Source organism: Desulfocicer niacini (assembly GCF_054657595.1).
In genome coordinates this window covers 1-1,602 of record NZ_BAAHYK010000131.1, presented here as the reverse complement: position 1 = coordinate 1,602, position 1,602 = coordinate 1, and the positions used below count along the sequence as shown (strand labels likewise).

Below are 1,602 nucleotides of genomic sequence, written 5' to 3'. Positions count from 1 at the left end.
CGGATGAAATTTTTTGTCCGTTTTTATTCTTAAGGCCGGAAGGTGTCTTCTTGCGGGACGGGACGGAGGATAAAATTCATAACGTTAGGCAAATATAATTAAAATGGTGAATTGTTCATATTCAAGTAAAGTTCAAGGAATAATGTGCCTTGATCAAAGCCGCGAGTGGCGTTTCCGTGACGACCGAAAAGAATTGGTCCTCAATGCTTTAGGGTTGATTCCCGGGATGACCGTATTGGACGCAGGTTGTGGTCCAGGTTCGCTTACACGAAAAATAGCTGCTTGGCTTGGTGATTCTTCGAATATAATAGGGATCGATCGTGACACAGCATTTATTGAATATGCTCAGTGCAAGGCAGAAAAAGCCTCTCTTTCAAATATTAAATTCTTAGAAAGCGATGTTCTTACATTACCTCTGGAAGACAATTATGTCGATGCCGCTATCTCTCATACTGTAATAGAGCATGTGCCAAACCGTGAGTTTCTAATTGAGCAAAAGCGTGTTTGTCGTAATGGCGGCAGAGTGTCTGTCATGATGGCGCAACCTAAAAGCTCAATTCGTTCCAATCCCGATGCTATTCCTCAAGTGTCGGAGCGTGAATATGAACTTTGGGCTCCCATTGTCGAATTGCAAAAATCACTTCATGCCGAAAGCATGGTAGGAAAATATAACCCTGAATTGTATGGTTTGCCAGCCTTATTTGAAAAATTGGATTTTTCTGATATTCAAGTTGACGCATTGGCACTCCCGGTGGTTCCGGATAATTATAGAAACAGCCTTGATCAAAAGGCTGCTATACTAGAAAGCTACAAAAACGAGGAAATAGAAAATATTGAAAGGATGCTTCCACTATTAAAAAATAAGCTTTCTGAAAATCATATAAAAGACTTAAAAGAATTAATAAATCAACGATACTCTAAACGTTTCTTGTTTGTTGAAAAAGGCGTATCTGTTTGGGATTACTCAATTGAGATCGTTCTGATAATAAGTGGAATTGCCTAACCCATCGCTGGAGTGGGACCGGGCGTACTGCGCACCGTTTTGGAAGTGTGTGGTTTAGGAATACGAAAATTTTTATCTGAAGGTTTCGGGTTAAACGCCCGGCCCCTCAGCTCAACCGTTGTCGCGCCGAGGAAAGCTCGGCGCATCTTGCAGGGTGAAAGTCCCTGTCGGTTGAAATCCAGTAATGGGTTTCAGTAAGGGTTAGCCACCCATCCGTATCGAGCCTTGGGTCCATGGCGGAGATACTTTATTTTCATTGTAAGTGCAGGACGCTGGAATACCGGCTGGAAACGAGCTGCAACCCGGAGCAATCCAGGAGAATTGCGGAGGCCTCACCCCACTGTAGGATCAATTGGAAAATAAAAAGCATCGAACAAAATGGACTAAGCGTAGGCAGAGAATCTTGTAGGCCGTAGGGGTGGTCGTGCACCCTGAAGTGCTGGTACAGCTTCGAGAGAGCAACCCGCGGACGCCGAGGGTTTTAACGGTCGCCGAAGGCAACACAGAAGCATCCGTTATTGGCGAGGATGTGGAGGTCCGCCGGAGTCCACAGGCCGTGGCATGTAAGAAGAGATGCGCTGTAGAACTCGGGAAGCCCC

1 protein-coding gene is annotated in these 1,602 nt (G+C 45.1%); it reads left to right on the top strand.

Going from position 1 to position 1,602, the window contains the following annotated elements:
- Positions 1-103: 103 nt before the first annotated feature.
- Entirely contained in the window at positions 104-1,003 is a 900-nt protein-coding gene (locus ACYQ2M_RS25020) for a class I SAM-dependent methyltransferase (RefSeq protein WP_459919129.1), read from the top strand.
- Positions 1,004-1,602: the final 599 nt, after the last annotated feature.